General features: G+C 65.5%; 16 protein-coding genes. 7 read left to right on the top strand and 9 right to left on the bottom strand.

Translation table 11 applies throughout. The features are described 5' to 3' along the window. Positions 1 to 10: 10 nt before the first annotated feature. Positions 11 to 220 carry a hypothetical protein gene (locus AC5RWO_RS20635; protein WP_074700100.1) on the bottom strand — a complete coding sequence of 70 codons (210 nt, stop codon included), beginning with the start codon at positions 218 to 220 and terminating at the stop codon, positions 11 to 13. A 98-nt stretch (positions 221 to 318) separates the two neighbouring features. Between AC5RWO_RS20635 and AC5RWO_RS20630 the strand changes: the two genes are divergently transcribed. Then, positions 319 to 774, top strand: a complete 456-nt coding sequence (locus AC5RWO_RS20630) for a MarR family winged helix-turn-helix transcriptional regulator (protein ID WP_498733697.1) — start codon at positions 319 to 321, stop codon at positions 772 to 774. 47 nt (positions 775 to 821) lie between these two features. Here AC5RWO_RS20630 and AC5RWO_RS20625 read toward each other — a convergent pair whose 3' ends face one another. Further along, entirely contained in the window at positions 822 to 3866 is a 3045-nt protein-coding gene (locus AC5RWO_RS20625; protein WP_498733694.1) for a S8 family serine peptidase, read from the bottom strand. Between the two features lie 335 nt (positions 3867 to 4201). On the opposite strand from AC5RWO_RS20625, the gene AC5RWO_RS20620 reads away from it, so the two are divergent. Further along, on the top strand, positions 4202 to 5158 hold the full coding sequence (locus AC5RWO_RS20620) for a 3-methyladenine DNA glycosylase (RefSeq protein ID WP_498733692.1): 957 nt from the start codon (positions 4202 to 4204) through the stop codon (positions 5156 to 5158). 4 nt (positions 5159 to 5162) lie between these two features. After that, positions 5163 to 5729 (top strand): hypothetical protein, encoded by a 567-nt coding sequence (locus tag AC5RWO_RS20615; protein WP_498733690.1) that lies wholly within the window; start codon positions 5163 to 5165, stop codon positions 5727 to 5729. A gap of 76 nt (positions 5730 to 5805) precedes the next feature. Here AC5RWO_RS20615 and AC5RWO_RS20610 read toward each other — a convergent pair whose 3' ends face one another. Next, on the bottom strand, positions 5806 to 5976 hold the full coding sequence (locus tag AC5RWO_RS20610; protein WP_498733688.1) for a hypothetical protein: 171 nt from the start codon (positions 5974 to 5976) through the stop codon (positions 5806 to 5808). A 191-nt stretch (positions 5977 to 6167) separates the two neighbouring features. Here AC5RWO_RS20610 and purS point away from each other — a divergent pair, with 191 nt between their 5' ends. From purS to purL, 3 genes are read left to right on the top strand one after another with little or no spacing between them, the layout of a single operon-like run. Beyond that, complete coding sequence (gene purS, locus AC5RWO_RS20605) at positions 6168 to 6440, top strand: phosphoribosylformylglycinamidine synthase subunit PurS (protein ID WP_139003965.1); 273 nt, start codon at positions 6168 to 6170, stop codon at positions 6438 to 6440. After that, positions 6440 to 7213 (top strand): phosphoribosylformylglycinamidine synthase subunit PurQ, encoded by a 774-nt coding sequence (gene purQ / locus AC5RWO_RS20600; protein ID WP_498733685.1) that lies wholly within the window; start codon positions 6440 to 6442, stop codon positions 7211 to 7213. Before purS ends, purQ begins: the two co-directional genes overlap by 1 nt. Then, complete coding sequence (gene purL, locus AC5RWO_RS20595; RefSeq protein WP_498733683.1) at positions 7213 to 9603, top strand: phosphoribosylformylglycinamidine synthase subunit PurL; 2391 nt, start codon at positions 7213 to 7215, stop codon at positions 9601 to 9603. Before purQ ends, purL begins: the two co-directional genes overlap by 1 nt. 75 nt (positions 9604 to 9678) lie before the next feature. Here purL and AC5RWO_RS20590 read toward each other — a convergent pair whose 3' ends face one another. Then, positions 9679 to 10629: a putative endonuclease domain-containing protein gene (locus tag AC5RWO_RS20590; protein ID WP_498733681.1), complete on the bottom strand. Its 951-nt coding sequence runs from the start codon at positions 10627 to 10629 to the stop codon at positions 9679 to 9681. Between the two features lie 171 nt (positions 10630 to 10800). Beyond that, positions 10801 to 13608 carry an alpha-amylase family glycosyl hydrolase gene (locus AC5RWO_RS20585; protein ID WP_498733679.1) on the bottom strand — a complete coding sequence of 936 codons (2808 nt, stop codon included), beginning with the start codon at positions 13606 to 13608 and terminating at the stop codon, positions 10801 to 10803. A gap of 355 nt (positions 13609 to 13963) precedes the next feature. Here AC5RWO_RS20585 and AC5RWO_RS20580 point away from each other — a divergent pair, with 355 nt between their 5' ends. Continuing rightward, positions 13964 to 15295 carry a serine hydrolase domain-containing protein gene (locus AC5RWO_RS20580; protein WP_498733677.1) on the top strand — a complete coding sequence of 444 codons (1332 nt, stop codon included), beginning with the start codon at positions 13964 to 13966 and terminating at the stop codon, positions 15293 to 15295. 11 nt (positions 15296 to 15306) lie between these two features. On the opposite strand, the gene AC5RWO_RS20575 is transcribed toward AC5RWO_RS20580, so the two are convergent. The 4 genes from AC5RWO_RS20575 to AC5RWO_RS20560 all read right to left on the bottom strand — a co-directional run bounded on the left by AC5RWO_RS20575 (position 15307) and on the right by AC5RWO_RS20560 (position 17179). Continuing rightward, complete coding sequence (locus AC5RWO_RS20575; RefSeq protein WP_074700108.1) at positions 15307 to 15627, bottom strand: putative quinol monooxygenase; 321 nt, start codon at positions 15625 to 15627, stop codon at positions 15307 to 15309. A gap of 66 nt (positions 15628 to 15693) precedes the next feature. Continuing rightward, positions 15694 to 16245 carry a DUF1990 domain-containing protein gene (locus AC5RWO_RS20570; RefSeq protein WP_498733676.1) on the bottom strand — a complete coding sequence of 184 codons (552 nt, stop codon included), beginning with the start codon at positions 16243 to 16245 and terminating at the stop codon, positions 15694 to 15696. Further along, positions 16242 to 16790, bottom strand: a complete 549-nt coding sequence (locus tag AC5RWO_RS20565) for a hypothetical protein (protein WP_498733674.1) — start codon at positions 16788 to 16790, stop codon at positions 16242 to 16244. The genes AC5RWO_RS20570 and AC5RWO_RS20565 overlap by 4 nt, the downstream gene beginning before the upstream one ends. Next, positions 16787 to 17179 carry an MmcQ/YjbR family DNA-binding protein gene (locus tag AC5RWO_RS20560; protein WP_498733672.1) on the bottom strand — a complete coding sequence of 131 codons (393 nt, stop codon included), beginning with the start codon at positions 17177 to 17179 and terminating at the stop codon, positions 16787 to 16789. The genes AC5RWO_RS20565 and AC5RWO_RS20560 overlap by 4 nt, the downstream gene beginning before the upstream one ends. Positions 17180 to 17215 lie beyond the last annotated feature (36 nt).

Raw genomic sequence — 17215 nt, 5'->3', positions numbered from 1 at the left:
TGTACGACTTCTACTGCTTTTTGGGCACGATGTAGGTACTGCCGTCCGCCCGGCGCACGGTTTCCCACTGCGCCGCGTCCGCTTCGCGTTCCTGAAGCAGACGGCGGTTGTCCTCGGTCATGGGATGGTCCACGCCGCTCTTTTGCGCGGGGCCGAAGATCACGCGAAGTTTGCCGGTGATGTTCATGAACCTCTGCACCGAGTTCTTCTTGCCGGCCATGTGGGCCCCCTTACGTCTGCACCGCGGATTGGAACGATTCCTGCTTTCAGCATAGGCTAACACTTAATGCGCTAACTATTTGAAGGTGTGTGATTCGTATGACCGCAGCCGTACGGCGGGACGAGGACCTGCTGCTCGAACACCAGCTCTGCTTCGCCTTGTCGGTAGCCTCGCGCAGCGTGATCGGCGCTTACAAGCCGGTCCTCGAGAAACTCGGCATCACCCATCCGCAGTACCTGGTGATGCTGGCACTGTGGGAAGAGAGCCCCCGGATGGTCAAGGATCTGGGCGAAGCCCTGGCCCAGGAACCCGCCACGCTCTCGCCGATGCTCAAGCGGCTCGAAGCAGCCGGACTGATCACCCGCGACCGGGTACCGGGGAACGAACGCGCCCTGGCTATCGGACTAACAGTGAAGGGTGAAGCCCTGCGGGAAGACGCCCTGGCGGTGCCGGGCACCATGCTGCAGCGGCTCGGCCTGGACCGCGAGCAGCTGGTGGCGCTTAACGAGTCCATGCGGGATCTGATTGCCGCTGCGCAGGGCGCCGCACACTAACGCCGCAAGTGAAGGCCGGCAGTTTCCCGCCGACCTCCACCGCTCCCCTACGGGACGTTCACGGTCAGTGCAGTGCTGGCACTGTCGCCGAACCGGACCAGCCCGACCCAGCTGCCTGATTTCAGACCGGCCCAGCTGGCCTCAACGGAACCGGCTTCCCCGTTGCCCAGTTCCAGCGGATCCGGGCTTACCGTCAGGTTGCCCGCGTCGCCGGCCAAAGCCACCGTGTTGACTGTTCCGGTGCTTGTAGTGGCACCATCAGAGGTGCCCCAAAGATGCCCGATTACCTGGTAGGTGCCGGGTTTCGGCTTGTTCAGCACCAAGGTCTCGCTGGAGTTGGCCGTGGCCTGCGTCAGCTGTTCACCGGCAGGAGTCATCACATAGAGGTCCCAGTCTGCCGTGGGAACTGCCGCGTTGATGGACATCTGGGCCATGGTGGCCCCTTCGGGGACCACCAGGCTGGCGACTATCGCACTTTTATGGGTGACTCCATTCGGATCGGCCGTCCGTTCAGCGGTGATTGCATCGGCCTTCGCCATGCCCTCCACCGCGACGTCGATGGGCTGGTCCGTTCCGGAGGTGACCTCGATGGCCGCCGAGCCTTCACTTGCGGCCGAGTCCACCACCACGGTCTCCGGCGACAGCACAGCCATCGGCCGGATGGCGATCGGCGACGCCACCGAACGCTTGCCGTCCTGCCACGCCAGCTCGCCCATTGCGAACTTGCCGTACGCTGCGCCGTCGTTCTTGAAGGTCACGGTGAAGGAGGCCTCCTGGCCCTTCCGCAGCCTCAGCACCGAGGGCTCCACCGTGGCCTCGATACCCGGCAGCTCCACGCTGGCCCGGTAGGTCCCGGATTTCAGTGCCGTCACCGAGCGGGTCACGGAAACTTCACCGGTCAGCGCGCCCAGCGCAATCGAGGGGACGTTCAGGTCCTTGGCCTCGATGGCCAGGTCTTCGTCGAGCCCGATGTCGCCCACCGCGCCCTGCAGGAAGCCGTACCAGTCTTCGACTCCGGCGTCATAGACCAGCCCCGGATCCGCCATCCGCCGGACGTCCACCTGGCCGGCGCCGGTGGCGAAGTTGTCCATGTTGGGTGTGCCGTCCTCGTTCACGAGATCGCCGGCCGTGGTCATCAGCGCGGACTTGATCGTGGAGGGCGACCACAGCGGATTCTTGCCCAGCAGCAGGGCGCCGAAACCGGCAACATGCGGTGCGGCCATCGAGGTTCCGGACATGAAGCCGAAATTCTCCTCGCCCTCAACAGGCGAGACGCCGGCGAGCACGTTGACGCCCGGAGCCGCAACGTCCGGCTTGAGCAGATCCGATCCGACGGCTGTGGACGGACCGCGCGAGGAGAAGGCCGCCACCTGCGGCACCGGGCTGTCCGGCAGGCCGGTGGTATCCGAATCGACCAGAGCCGCGGTCAATGTGGGGTCCTGGGCGACCTTGTCCTTGATGCCCGGGTCTCCGATATGGACCGTCGGCACGGCATGGAGATCGAGGTCCAGGGAACCGGGCACCGTGTTGACCAGGACCATGCCCACACCCTCGGCCTGCTTCACCGCCACCGACTTCTCGGCGCGGGCGATGACGCCGCGGTCGCAGATGACAATCTTGCCCCGGACCTTGGCAGGGTCGAGCGAACCGGGCGTGCACAAGGCTGCATCCTCCGGTTTGGCCGTGGCCGCACCGGCGTCCTTGGACAGGACCAGGGCGGTCTGCCCCAGCTCGGAACTCATGATCGACGTGCCGCGGTACTTGGTGCCGTCGGAGAGTTCAACCGTGCCCTGCAGCTCGTTGGAGAACGTGCTGGCCGCGACGGTGGTCAGCCACGGGGCACTGTGGTTCACGGTGGTGTCGGCCGGGCCGGCGTTGCCTGCGGCAGCGGAGACGAAGATGCCGACTTCGGCCGCGCTCAGGAAGGCCATGGACACCGGATCGATCACCGAGTTGTTGTTGCCGGAAATGGAGTAGTTCAGTACATCCACGCCGTCTTTGATGGCCTGCTCGATGGCCGCTATGGCGGCCGAGGAGTAGCAGCCGCCGCTCGCTGCGTTGTTGTCCTGCCAGCAGATCTTGTAGACGGAGACCTTCGCTGCCGGTGCCACCCCGGAGCCGGTGCCGAAGTCCCGGCCGTCCACGTCGGTTTCCACGCCGCTGTTGCCGGCGGCCGTTGAGGCGGTGTGGGTGCCGTGGCTGTTAAGGTCCAGGGGTGAAATGCTCTCCTTCGGGTGCCGGTTTTCGGGCGGCACGAACTTGAGGAAATCGTCGGCGTAGTAGCGCGCACTCAGAACCTTGCTGTTGCATTCGGCGCCGGTGAACCCCGAGCCGGCCGCACCGGGCTGGCATTCGCCGATGAAGGTGGAGCCGTCCGACTTGAGCATGGCGATCTTGCCCTCGCCGTCCAGGTAGGGCACGCCGACCTTCGGCTTGCCCTTGAGCGGGGCGACCTCCCCGCCGGCAAGGAATTCATTCTGCGGGTGGTAGCCGGTATCGATCACGCCGACCACGGTGCCCTTGCCCGCGTTCTTCTCCGAGCCGTACTGCTGGTTCCAGACGCCCTTCTTCCCGGGCAGCCCCAGGTAATCCACGCTGGAGTAGACCGGATGGTGTTGCTCGTCTTCGGTGACGGCCAGCACGCCCGGAGTCTTGGCGAGTGCGGCCGCCTGGACGCCGGTCAGGTCCGCGGCGAATCCGTTTACCGCGGTGGTGAAGCTTTTGCGGATTTCCACGCCCTCCTCGGCCGCTACCGCCTGCTGCCTCTTCTTCAGGTGCTGCTGGTATTTCTTGGCGTTGGCGTTGCCAACGTCCAGCTTGCGCCCCTTCTCGGGTTTGGTGGCAGCGATACCCGCCACCCCGCCGTCGTACGTTGCCACTGGCTGTGCTTCGAGCATGACGATGTAATGCCCGTCCTGGTAGAGCTCAGGCACCTCCGCCAGCGGGGAGTTTTGAATCGTGGTGGAGATAGCGGGAGGCGCTGCTGCGGCCGGTCCGGCCAGGCCGGAAAGAAGCAGCGGCAGCCCCAGTGCGAGTGCTGTGGCGGCGCGGATGCTGCGCCGCCGCACAAAGCTGTTGCTTTGCATGGTCATGAGAAGGAACGCCTTTCATCCTGTGGACCGAACCAACTTGATCCGCTCCGCAGGCCCGCCAGGCTGCCCGCCCTTACGGTGCAGAAACGATTCACCGCACGGCGTGCGATCCGGCTCTGAAGCCGGCCCCCTTCCCCCAACGGCGTGACCGGAGTCACTTTGGCGGGCCCGTGAGCTCAAAATACAGCAGAAATTTTTCTCAAAGAAGCCTTTCAGGTATTTCCGAATTACTTCCTTCACGGCGCCACCAATCCGTGATCTGAGTGTAGCGCTGCGCCCCGGATAGTGATATAGGCGTAGTGATACAGGCGGTGCGCACCTGCGAGAATGGATACATGTGGCAAAGGCAGTTGATCCGGCCGGAGGTCGTCGCGCCCGAGGAGTGGTTGCTCCGGGCGCAGGAGCACCAGCGCAGGGCTGCCCGTTTTACGGAGCCGTATCTTCAGCGGCGTTCGGCCGGGCGCAAGCATCCCGTGGAGGACTTCCTCTTCACCTACTACAGCCACAAACCCGGACAACTGCTGCGCTGGCACCCGGGCGCCGGCGTCGTCCTGACCGGTGAAGCAGCACTGGAACGGCGGGGCTGGAAGTACTACCGCCCGCTGCCCGCGCCGGAACGCGGGGTGCTGGGGCTGCCAACGGACCTGGCTAACGACGGCGTCGCGGTCACCTTTGATCACGAAAAGTTCCGCCGCGAGCGGGCAGAGATCATCGCCTTCGCACGGGTCATCCTGGCCCGCACCGCCGCCCGTCCGGCGCGGTTCGCCTGCTTCGGGCTGCACGAATGGGCCATGGTCTACAAGTCCAGGCTCAACGGTGTGCGGCACGAATACCTCGACCTGCGGCTCGGCGCCGAGGGGACGGACACCGTGGTGGAGGAAAGCCGGATCGGTTGCTCGCACTTCGACGCCTACCGCTTCTACACACCCCAGGCCGCGCCGCTGAACACGCTGCTGCCCACCCGCGAGAACCAGCGGGACATGGAACAGCCCGGCTGTCTGCACGCCAACATGGACCTGTACAAGTGGGCCTACAAACTCAGCCCCGCCCTGCCCAGCGAACTGGTGATGGACTGCTTCGAACTGTCCTGGCGGATCCGCGAAATGGACATGCAGGCCTCGCCGTACGACCTGTCCGCCTGGGGCTACGAGCCGATCCGGATCGAAACGGCCGAGGGGCGGGCCCAGTACGCCGCGGCCCAGCGCGGCTTCTCGGAGGAATCCCAAATACTGCGCGGCCGACTGCTGGCTGCGCTGGACAACTTGGACAGTCTGGACCGTATGGACGGGTGAGATCATGAACAGCAATTGCGCTGCAACAAGGGCAACGCGGGCTCTGCTGGCCGTGCCGGTGGCACTGGCTCTGCTGCTGGGCGGGTGCACACCACCGGAAGAGGAACCGCCTCCGACTACGTCCCCGCCGCAAACGACGGCGCCCGCCTCGCCTTCGGAACCGGCTTCGCCAGCCCCGTCCGCGCCCGGCAGCGCCCCGCCGAGCAGCCCAGAGGAAGGAACCACCATGGTCGATGCCAACCTGAGAATCGAGCTGACCTCCGCCGGGTCCGAGGCCGTGCAGGAACGCATCCTGGAGTGCGCAGACTCGCAGCCGCTTGAAAGTTCCACCGTGCGCGAGCCGGCAGCCGCCTGCGAAGCCTTGGCGAATGCCGGCGAGAAAGTGTTCTTCGGGCTGCCGGATCCGAATCTGATCTGCACCCAGGAGTATGGCGGGCCGCAGCAGGCGCACGTCACGGGAACGCTCAACGGGAAGCCGGTGGATAAGCACTTCTCCCTCACCGACGGCTGCAAGATCTCCGAGTGGAACGCCATGAAGGCGCTGCTCGGCGGCATCGGCGGAGCAGTCTAGCCTGCCAGCCGAAGGGCAAGGAGGACGACGGCGGCAGCCGGGTTCCGGCGTCGTTGTTTGGCTGCGCGGGCGCCGGCTAGCGGCGGGGGTTGCGCACGGCCTCGCTGACTCTGCGGGCAAGATCCTCGTTGGCGGCACTCTCGGCCTGCTTGTCCGCGCGGTACTTTTGGACCACCATGCGGGCCAGGCCGCCGGCAATGGCCGCCGCCATGATGGGCAGGAGCAGGGACTTGGGTTTCTCGGGCATGGCGCAATCGTACGGGGGCCTGCGCGTTTTTGGCACCGGTTTGGGGCCGCGGTCACGTAGAATTTGCGGTTTGCCAGAGCCGGTAGAATGGAGGATGCAAGCTCGCGGAGCGCTGGATCAGCGTGAGACGGCACGGTTTCCGCGCGCCTCGCTTCGTTGAAGAGCCAGATTCCAAGCACAGGAGTTACCGGATGCCCCGGATCGTTGTTGATGTCATGCCCAAGCCCGAAATTCTTGATCCGCAGGGCAAAGCCATTGCCGGCGCGCTGAAACGACTCGGCCAGACCGGCTTCAGCGAGGTCCGCCAGGGCAAGCGCTTTGAGCTCACCGTCGACGGCGAAGTGACCGCAGAGATCCTGGAGCAGGCCCGCCACGCGGCCACCACGCTGCTGTCCAACCCGGTGATTGAAGACGTCACCCGCGTTGAGGTCATCGTCGAGGCCACCATCGGAGCCGGCGAGTAATGACTGAAACTCCCCTGATCGGCGACTTCTCGCCCGTGCCCGACAGCGGCCTGTCCGGTGCCCGCATTGGCATCATCACCTTCCCCGGCACGCTGGATGACCGGGATGCTTCCCGCGCGGTCCGCATCGCCGGCGGCACGGCCGTCAGCCTCTGGCACGGCGACCATGACCTGAAGGGCGTTGACGCCGTCGTAATTCCCGGCGGTTTCTCCTACGGCGACTACCTGCGCGCCGGTGCGATCTCCCGCTTCGCGCCGCTGATGGAGCAGGTGGTGGATGCTTCCAAGGGCGGACTGCCCGTGCTGGGCATCTGCAACGGCTTCCAGGTCCTGACCGAGGCGCACCTGCTGCCCGGTTCCATGATCAAGAACAACCACCTGCACTTCCTCTGCCGCGACCAGAAGCTGCGCGTGGAAAACAGCAACACCGCGTGGACCTCCGAGTACGCGGCGGGCTCCGAGATTGTGGTGCCGCTGAAGAACCAGGACGGCCAGTACGTCGCGGACGAAAAGACGCTGGACGAGCTCGAGGGCGAAGGCCGCGTGGTCTTCCGCTACGTCGACGTGAACCCGAACGGTTCACGCCGGGACATCGCCGGCATCTCCAACGCGGCCGGGAACGTTGTGGGCCTCATGCCGCACCCCGAGCACGCCGTGGAAGCCGGCTTCGGCCCGGATTCCTCCGCTTTCGGCGATGTTGAGCTCGGCGGCGGCACGGACGGACTGGGAATTTTCACCTCTGTACTGAAGAAGATTGTGGCAGGTGCCAAGTAATGAGTGAACGAGTGGACGCCCGCTTGGAGACCGCCGACGAGGCGAAGAACGAGCACGCGGAATTCGGCGACGTCGCGCACGCCGTCGAGAATATTGAAGGACGCAAGTTCAACATCGACACCGTCAAGCACGCGGAGGAGACCCCCGACACCGCGCTGCCCTGGGCCGAACTTGGCCTGAAGGAAGACGAGTACAACCGGGTTGTCGAGATCCTGGGCCGCCGCCCCACCGCGGCCGAGCTCGCCATGTACTCGGTGATGTGGAGCGAGCACTGCTCCTACAAGTCCTCCAAGGTCCACCTGCGCCAGTTCGGCGAGAAGGTCACCGAGGACATGAAGAAGCACCTGATGGTGGGCATCGGCGAGAACGCCGGCGTCGTGGACATCGGGGACGGCTGGGCCGTGACCTACAAGATCGAGTCGCACAACCACCCCTCCTTCGTGGAGCCCTATCAGGGCGCCGCGACCGGCGTGGGCGGCATTGTCCGCGACATCATCTCCATGGGCGCCCGCCCGGTGGCCGTGATGGATCCGCTGCGTTTCGGCGCGATCGACCACCCGGACACCGCGCGCCTGGTCCACGGGATTGTGGCCGGCATCGGCGGCTACGGCAACTCGCTGGGCCTGCCGAACATCGGCGGCGAAGTGGTCTTCGACTCCGTCTACCAGGGCAACCCGCTGGTCAACGCGCTGGCCGTGGGCGTGATGCGCCACGAGGATATCCGCCTGGCCAACGCGTCCGGCGTTGGTAACAAGGTGGTCCTCTTCGGTGCACGCACCGGTGGCGACGGCATTGGCGGCGCCTCCGTGCTGGCCTCCGAGTCCTTCGAGGACGACGGCAAGCCGGCCAAGCGCCCCGCCGTGCAGGTGGGCGATCCGTTCGCGGAGAAGGTGCTCATCGAGTGCTGCCTCGAGCTGTTCAAGTCCTCCGTGGTGGAGGGTATCCAGGACCTCGGCGCCGCAGGCATCTCCTGCGCCACGTCGGAACTGGCTTCCAACGGCGACGGCGGCATGCATGTTGAGCTGACCTCGGTGCTACTGCGGGATCCGTCCCTGACCCCGGGCGAGATCCTCATGTCCGAGTCGCAGGAACGCATGATGGCCGTGGTGACGCCGGAGAACGTCGTCGCGTTCGAGGCGATCATGGACAAGTGGAACGTCGAGTACTCCTGGCTGGGCGAGGTCACCGATACCGGCCGCCTGATCATCGAGTGGGACGGCGAAAAGATTGTCGACGTCGATCCCCGCACCGTGGCGCACGAAGGCCCGGTCTACGACCGCCCGTACCACCGCCCCGAGTGGCTGGACGGCCTGCAGGCTGACACCTTCAACAGCAGCGCGGCCGAGCGCCCCGCCTCCGCTGAGGAACTTAAGGCCGCGGTGCTGGAGCTGATGGCTTCGCCGAACATGTGCTCTAAGGACTGGGTCACCAACCAGTACGACCGCTACGTCCAGGGCAACACCGCGCTGGCCATGCCGGACGACGCCGGTGTGATCCGCGTGGACGAAGAGACCGGTCTGGGCGTCGCCGTCTCCACCGATGCCAACGGCCGCTACACCTACCTGGATCCGTACCAGGGCGCGCAGCTTGCCCTGGCCGAGTCCTACCGCAACGTCGCCACCACGGGCGCTGTCCCGATGGCCGTCTCGGACTGCCTGAACTTCGGCTCCCCCGAGGACCCCGAGGTCATGTGGCAGTTCGCCGAGGCTGTCCGCGGCCTGGCCGACGGCTGCCAGGAACTGGGCATCCCGGTGACCGGCGGCAACGTCTCGCTGTACAACCAGACCGGCGGCGTGGCCATCCACCCCACCCCGGTAGTGGGCGTGCTGGGCCGTTTCGACGACGTCGCCCGGCGCACTCCCTCCGGCTGGCGTGAAGACGGACAGGCCATCTACCTGATGGGCGTCACCAAGGACGAGCTGGACGGTTCCGAATGGGCCAACCTGCGCGGACACCTGGGCGGCAAGCCCCCGGCACTGGATCTGGCTGCCGAGAAGCTGCTGGCCGAACTGCTGATCAACGCTTCCCGCGACGGCATGATTGACGCCGCACACGACCTTTCCGAGGGCGGCCTCGCCGCTGCCCTGTCCGATATGGCCCTGCGCTTCGGCGTTGGCGCCCGCATCGGTCTGGGCGAGGTTTGCGAGCGCGACGGTGTGGACCTGTTTACCGCGCTGTTCTCCGAAAGCCAGGCACGCGCCGTCGTTAGCGTCGCCCGCAGCGAAGAAGTCCGCTTCAAGGACATGTGCAGCGCCCGCGGTTTCGCCCACATCCGCATCGGCGTGGTGGACACCGAGAACCAGGCGCTGGACTTCCAGGACCAGTTCTCGCTGCCGCTGGCCGAACTGAAGGAAGCCCACGAGGGCACCCTGCCGAAGTACTTCGCGTAGGTCCCCGCTCTTTCCGATCCGCTGAGCAGCTGATGCCCTTTCCAGACCTGGGAAGGGCATCAGCTGCTTCCTCGTTCAAGGGTGGGGGGCAGAACCCGGAGACCAGCCTTGGTCTATGAGGGCACTGCGGATCTTGGCTACGGCTGCCCGGGCACCGTTGGACATTTCTCCCTTGGTGATCCTGCGCTCCAACCAGCCGGCGGCTGCCGTGATATCCCCGCGCCGGACATCCCGCGCCATTTGTTCGGCCGAACGGTGATGGTCTCCCTCGTACTCGATGGCGATTTTGAATTCGCGGTACTGCATATCGGGCGAATGCCAGCTGCGCCCGGAGTCATCGACCAAGGGCTGATTCAGTATGGGTTCGGGAAGTCCAGCGTCAAGCAAGGCCAGGCGCAGCCGTGTCTCCTGAGCGGAATCAGCGCCTACTCGGACAAGCCCTACCGCCTCTGCAGCCCGGGCCACACCCCGCTTCCCCTTGTGGGCTGCGATGACATCATGTAGGTCCGCAATAGCAGCATGCGGCTTGTTCCGGTTTTCTAAGTTCCGCCGCGGTTTGCGTACCAAGTGGTCGCCGATTACGACCAGGTCGTCGACCGGCAGGATCTGGGCCAGGTCCAGCCACGTCTTCGTCCGGGAGGTCACTCGTACGCCTTGGTGCACAGCAATCTCACCCGGCAGCAATACAACGCGGTGCCCGACTATCCCCCGTCTGCGCGGAGTACTGGCTGTGCTCGGCCTGGAGATGTGCACCTCGGACAGATCCTCCACCCAGTGCGGCAATGGGAACTCCCAGATCACCGCAGCAGTTGCGTGCGAGATGGCGGAGCCGGACGTAACCCATGAAAGCGCCCGGACTTCGTCTGCCCGTGACAGCGGGACCGAACGGGGCATCCTCACTCCCCTGCTCGGCCTGTCGAGCTGACTGTTCCTGAGCTGCTTCACGGACAAGCCCGCGTCCACACCTTCCTGCCAGCGGAACGATGTGGTGGCCAGATGATCGGGAAGCTCCTGCGGGTAGCGCATCTCTCCATGTTGAACGGCCAGCGCGCGCCGCTGGCCGTTATCCACAGCCGTAACGTGGATTCCTTGCGGACCCGCCGAACGAGGGAGCAGCTGACGCCCTTCCCAGGGCTGGGTAGGGCATCTGCTGTCTCTTCGATCGGGAGCGGGTGGTGGGAAGCGGGTGGCGCCGGGTTAGTTTGTCCCGGGGATTGCCTCGATCAGGCGGAGGCGGTGGTCATAGCGGAAGGTGACCGCACCGCCAGGATGGTCCAGCGGGATGTTGGCCCCGTTCCGCACACCGTCCGCCCCGTAGTTCTCGTCCCAAGACCGGTTCAGCGCGGCCTTGAACTCATAGGACCCCTTGGGAAGGTCCGGCACTTCCAGCCGCCACGTCCCGTCCGCGGGGTCGAAGGTCAGCTGGGCCTGCACACAGTCGGGCAACCAGTCACCGGTGCAACCCAGCTCCGAGTTCAGGCTGCCGGCAACAGCAACCGCCTGCGGCTGGACCACCACGTCGCCCACCTCAACGGTGCGGACGTCGCTCACGGAGCCGTCCAGCAGCGCCCGGTACTGCACCCGCGTCCCGTCGGCCAGCCCGAGCGTCTCCAGGTCATCGAAGACCGTGTAGGCCGGCGAGGATTCGTCCGAGCCGATGGCCGTCCATTCCCCGTCCCCGACCCGCCGCTCGAAGGCTACCTCGTGCGTCGCTTTCTCAGGGCTGGCGACCGCACTGATCTCAGCGCGGCCGGAAACGCTTGCGCCTTCCTCCGGCAGGACCATGGAAACCGCCGGCCCCGGGACTGCCGCCGACACGGACCCGCTCGCTTCAGTATGGCCGCCGTTATCCCGCACCACCGCTCGGTACTCGACGGGGGTCCCCGGGGCCAGGTCTGCTACGTCATGGTAGATCCGGTAGGGGGCATTGTCGTCCGTGCCTGCGGGTTCCCAACCACCGCCGGCCACTCGGGCCTCGAAGCTGACCTCGTAGAAGGAGCTTCCTTCCACCTCGGCTGTGACCTGCAGGCGCCCGTTGTCCTCCGCCGCGGCCACCGGCTCCTGCAACTCGATACCCGGCGCCGCCTTCGAATGCGGGATCCGCCCGCTGGACTTGTACACAGCCGACGACAGCGCCGGTACCGTCACGGCCAGGCCGCCGTCGTCCGCGGTTTTCACCGAATCGTCACCGCCGTGGATCTGGGTGAAGTTGCGCTTCGGGATGTAGGTCGGGATGGTCGCTGACTGCTCCTGCTCGCTGTTGTTGAGCACGACGACGTATTCCCGCTGGTCGCGCGCATCGATCCTCGAGAAGGCGTAGAGCCCGGGCCCGGACGAGGCATAGCGGTGTTGCTGGGCGCCGTCCCGGAGCGCGGGGTGCTCGGCGGTCAGTGCCGCCAGGTCCGCGATGGATGCGTAGAGCGGATGGCCAGGGTCGAAGTTGTCCGAGACGTGGGTGGCATCCGTGCCGATGAGGTCGTCGTCGAGATACTCTGGCACTTCGCTGGCGAAGAGCGTCTGCCGCGCGTCCTGGTCCCCGCCCGGTCCAGTGAAGCCCTGCTCGTCACCGTAGTAGATGACCGGGTTGCCGCGCGAGAAGTACATCAGCTCGTGCGCCAGCCGGTCCCGCGCCAGCCACTCGCCGTCGCCGGCGCCCGGGTTGTCCGCCACGATGAAGCTGCCGATGCGGCCCATGTCATGGTTCCCTAGGAACGTGGGCAGCTGGTAGGCGTTGGAATCCGCGTCCGTGTACCAGTCGTCGCCGGTGAAGAACGCCTCCAACGACCCGGCGTCCTGACCGCGGGAGGCGAAGTTTCGGGCGGCGTCCTGGAACGGGAAGTCCAGCACGGCCTGCATCCGGTTGCGGGTGGTGAACTGCGAGGTGAAGTCCTTGGTGGTGTCAAAGACCTCGCCAAACATGAAGAATTCGTCCTTGCCCTGGCTGTGCGCGAAGTCCAGCACTTCAGGCCCGAACTGCTGCCAGAACTCGTCGTCGACGTGCTTCATCGTGTCGATCCGGAAACCGTCCACCCCGAAGTCCGCGATCCACGTCTTGTAGATCCCGGCCATACCGTCCACCACTTGCGGGTGCTCGGTAAACAAGTCGTCCAGGCCGAAAAAGTCGCCGTAGTACGCGTCCTCGCCCGCGAAGGTGGTGTCCCCGCGGTTGTGGTACAGCTCCGGGTCGTTGAGCCAGCTGGGGACCTTCACGTCCTCTTCGTCCGCGTCGAGCACGGGGGTGTAAGGGAACGACGACGCCGCATCCAGCTCGGGGAAGTCCTCCCCGCCGGCATAGTCGCGGTCGTCGAAGGGCTGGCCATCTGCCGTCAGGTAGGGCGACTCGTCCTTCGAGCGGTAGGGGGTCCGGGCGCCCTCCTCGTAGCCGATCACGTCCGCGGTGTGGTTGGTGATGATGTCGAAGTAGACCTTCATGCCTCGCTCATGCGCCTGGTCGATGAGCGACTTCAGCTCCTCGTTGGTGCCCAGGTGCGGATCGATCTGAGTGAAGTCCGTGATCCAGTAGCCGTGGTACCCGGCGGAAGGCCCGTCCTCGAGCTGCACCGCTTTGTTCTTGAAGCTGGGCGTCAGCCAGATCGAGGTGGTGCCAAGGCCCTGGATGTAGTCGAGGCGCTGGATCAGACCCGCCAGATCCCCGCCGTTGTAGAAGCCCTTCTTCGTCGGGTCGAACCCGGAGACCAGCGGATCCGCGCCGAGCCCGCCGTCGTCGTTGGCCGAACTGCCGTTCTCGAACCGGTCCGCCATCACGAAGTAGAAGTTCTCGTCCGTCACCGGCGCCCGCAGCGAGTGCCGGGCCGCCGGAGTGTCCTCGTTCTGAGGAACCGGTAGGGCACCCGGTTCAGCATGGGCCGGGGCGGCAGTCGCGGCCAACAGCAGCGACAGCCCCAGTGCCGCAGCCCGCCGGCCTCCAGCGCGAATGCGGGACATCAAGCCGGTTGGGCACGCGGAATCCGAGCGGGATGTGGAGTGGGGACGGGCAGCGGACATGGTGGCCTCCTGAGACGGGTGAACCCTTCAATCGCCAAGCGTGTCCCCGCTCACATTCACTGTCAATAGGCCGACCTATCTGCGGCACTGGGCATACGGTTTTAGCTCGAATGCACGACATTTCAGGCGCTGTCCAAGCAAAGGTGCGGACTTCGGCGTCGGCGCCGCGATCGGTCTGGACGAGAATTGCGAGCGCGATGGTGTGGTCGGCTTACCCCAGTTGCGGGCGCATTTCCGACGAAGCCTCCGGCAGCTATTCTGCCCGGCGGCCAAAGGGAGTATCTTGGCGGTAGCGATTGGCGCGACTTGCGGCCAGTCAGTAGCGGGGGCGGAAAACTTCAACCCGGAGTCTCTCATGCCCCAGGCACGCAGCCCCAGAAACCGTTCCCGCGGCAGTTGGTTTGCCGCCGTTTGCCTGGCAGCGGCCGCCCTTCTCGGCGCCACTGGGTGCACTTCGGGCGGCCCGCCGCAGTCAATGGAAACGGTCGAGGCTGAGCCGGCGACGACGGCGGAATCATCGGGAGGGGCGGCGTCGGAGGCAGCACCGACGGAAGCGGCCTCATCGAGCCTGCGGCCGGTGGATGGGGAAAGGCTTCGCGGGATTTTTGAGAGCATGGCGGATGAGCTGCTGGTTCCCGGCGCGGTGATGCTGCTGCGGACGCCTGAGGAGGAGTTCACTTTCACCTACGGTACGGACACGTTAGAAGGCGGCGACCCCGTCTCGCTGGAAGACCACATCAGGATCGGCTCCATCACCAAGACCTGGACGGGAACGGTCATCCTGCAACTGGTGCAGGAAGGCAAGCTCAAGCTGGATGACCCGGTCTCGAAGTACCGAGATGACGTGCCGAACGGCGAGAACATCACCATCGAGCAGTTGCTCAACATGCGCAGCGGCCTCTACAACTACTCGGAGTCCTATGAGCTCAACCTGGCCCTCGATGAAACCCCGGAGCGCGTCTGGACGCCGGAAGAACTGCTGGAGATCGCGCTGCCGCTGCCCGTGTATTTCCCGCCCGGCGAGGGCTACCACTACTCGAACACCAATACCGTGCTGCTCGGGCTGATTGCCGAGGAGCTCGACGGCAAACCGCTGGCGGAGGTCTTTCAGGACCGCATCCTCGGACCGCTGGAGCTGACGGAATCGGCCTTCCCGCCGTCGGACTCCACACCCATTCCTTCGCCGCACCCGCGGGGCTACATGTTCATGAACAACGTGATGACCATCGCGAGCACTAAGCTGCCGGCGGACCTGATCGCGCAGGCGCAGGAGGGAACGCTGGAACCGCACGACGTCACGGACGAAAACGCCTCGTGGACCTGGGCGGCGGGTCAGGGAACGTCGACGGCGGGTGACCTGGCCGACTGGGCCGAGGCCCTCGCGGGTGGCGGAGTCCTGAATGAGGAAATGCAGAAGATCCGGCTGGACAGCCTCCAACCGGTGAATCCGGACGACCCGGACTCTCTGCTGTACGGCATGGCCATAGCGAAGTTCGGTGAGCTCTACGGTCACACCGGCGAACTGCCGGGCTTCAACTCATTCGCGGGGCACGATCCGGGCAACGACCTGACCCTGGTGGTATGGACAAACCTGGCCCCCGCAGCGGATGGGCGGGATCCGGCCGCGGCCATTGCCCGCGAACTGATCGGGGAACTATACGCCCCGGCCGAAACCCCTGCCCCGTAGTTCAGCCTGGATCAGGCGACGGTCATTTCGCCCATCTGGTCCCAGTCTTCGCCGTCGATCTGGCGGCTGATGATCCGCGGGGTTTCCTGCAGGTACTGCGGCTGCTCGGCCATCGCCTTCTTGAAGTGCTCGCTGTTGACGTGCGTGCCGGCTGCATCATCCTGGAAGGCTTCCACCAGGACGTACTCGTTGGCATCGTCAACGCTGCGGGACCAGTCGAACCACAGATTGCCCGGCTCCGCCCGCGTAGCTTCAGTGAACTCCCGGACGAGCTCCGGCCACTGGTCTGCGAACTCGGGCTTGACCTTGAACTTGACCACAATAAAGATCACGGATTGTTGCCTTCCTGTTGGGCGAAGCCGGTCCACGGCTCCGATCAGAACTGTCCTTTCATCCTTTCACGCATCCTTTGAGATGCCGGATGCCAGCTTTCGCGCCGCTGCCAGGTACCGGCGGGTGACCAGTCGCTGGCAGGCTGAGGCAACCGCTCCGCCGAGCTTGTAGAACCAGTTGGAATGCCGGCTGAAGGCAAACAACTCGAAATATACTTGGCCATCCGGCTCAAGCACCGCCACGAAACTCTCTTCTCCCGTTTCCGGATGACCGGGCAAAGTGCCGTAGCCAAATCCGGCACGTGTGGTGCTTTCCTCGACCCAAACAACCCTGCACGGCGCCGCCAGCCGCAATCTCCCGAAGCCGAAGCCGGGCACCACGTGAACGCCCTCCGCTGACCGGGGAGCCTGGGCCCTGACGCTGAGCCCGGCCAGCCGGTGCAGCTCCCACCCCAGTATGCCCTCAGCCAGCCGGTTGAACGCGTCCCGTCCCGCGCCCACGGCCACACGATGCCGGGCAATCCGGTAGCCCCTTGGGGCGCGGCTGCTCTGTGTCCAGCCGTGCTCCGGATAGGTGAGCTTTGCATTCACGTCGAAACCGTCAACCCTTCTCGTCATTGTCCGCTGTCCCTACCCTGCTGGGACTGGACGGACGCACTCTGGCCAGCACCGCCGTCGTACATTGCATCGCCCAGGTCCGTGTGGAAGTCCCTGGCCCAGCGTTCCAGCCGCGAATCCTGGCTGCGCGCGATCACTGCCAGCCCGCTTTCCGCCCATTCCTCGGCCAGGGACGGGTCAGCCTGTCCGACCATCCGCATGGCGTCCACGGCGATGAAGTTCTGTCCGATCTCGGCGGCTAGGTGCGCTGCATCCTCGAACAGGCCCACAGCCTCCGCCCGGCGCCCGCTCGTGTTCAGGATCCTTCCACGCTCCAGCAGGATCCGGGCCAGGACCACCGGTTCGCTGTCGTCAATCCGCTCCAGCAGGTCCAGCGCTTCCGCGAACCGGGACTGCATCCCGAGCGCCCGGGCAATCTGGGTGGCGAGCTCGTTACGGTCGGTACGCAGCGCAAACCTGTTGGTGTCGGCCGCCCGCAACCGCTGTTCCGACGCCTTTGGATCCGAGAAGTCCCACAGTTCATCGAGCAGGTCCTGGGAAATCATGCTTCCTCCCGTGCGAGCCTGGTCCAGCCTAAGGATTCGCGGTCACGGCGGGTCATGCCGGCCACCACCAGGTCATAGGAGTCCTCGATCATGTCGCGGATCATGTCATCGGGAAGGTTGCCGTCGCAGCAGACGCCGTTCCAGTGCGTTTTGTTCATGTGGTAAGCGCCGGTGATCTCCGGATGGGCGGCGCGCAACTGCTCGGCCAGCGCCGGTTCGCACTTGAGGCTGATACCCAGCGGATCCGCGTCCAGGTCCGAGAGCGCGAACATCTTTGCGCGGCCGCTGCCAGCGCGCACCTTGAACACCGAAGCGTCAGGCCCGAAGGGAAAGTCCTCGAAGGCGCCCGGCAAGTCCAAGCACATGCCGCGCAGCGTTGATCCATCCACTCATCGAGCCTACCGCTGGCACCCGAAGTCAGGAAG

It is taken from the genome of Arthrobacter sp. B055-34, assembly GCF_059090425.1.
Note: the sequence above shows the minus strand (reverse complement) of the source record. Positions and strands in the feature narration are given on the sequence as shown.